The organism is Methylobacterium sp. A54F (assembly GCF_053346035.1).
This window is the reverse complement of record NZ_JBKFBF010000065.1, coordinates 1-346: the sequence shown is the minus strand read 5'-3', so window position 1 is coordinate 346 and position 346 is coordinate 1. Positions and strand designations below refer to the sequence as shown.

At 72.8% G+C, this 346-nt stretch carries 1 pseudogene; it reads right to left on the bottom strand.

The window, feature by feature from the left end:
- Nucleotides 1-346, bottom strand: a pseudogene (locus ACLBXP_RS25345) (xanthine dehydrogenase family protein molybdopterin-binding subunit); the annotation flags it as partial.

The following is a 346-nucleotide window of genomic DNA, read 5'->3' as shown; positions in this document are numbered from 1 at the left end:
CCCAGGTCGACCACGTCGCCCTGATGCGCGCCGCGGCCTTCACGGCCGCCCACTCCTTCTCGGCGACGACGGCCAGGAAGTTGCCCTGGCGCACGACCCGGATCAGCCCCGGAACGTCCGCGGCCGAGGCCTCGTCCACGCTCTCCAGGTTCGCGCCGATGGCCGGCGGCCGGACGACGCGGGCGTGCACCATGCCCGGCACGCGGTAATCCTGCATGTAGGTGAGGCGGCCGGTCATCTTGTCGGGGATGCCGACCCGGGCCACCGACCTGCCGACGAGGGCGAAGGTCGCCGGGTCCTTGGTCGTGGCGGCCGGATCGACCTTCAGGTCGAGGCGGCCGTCCTT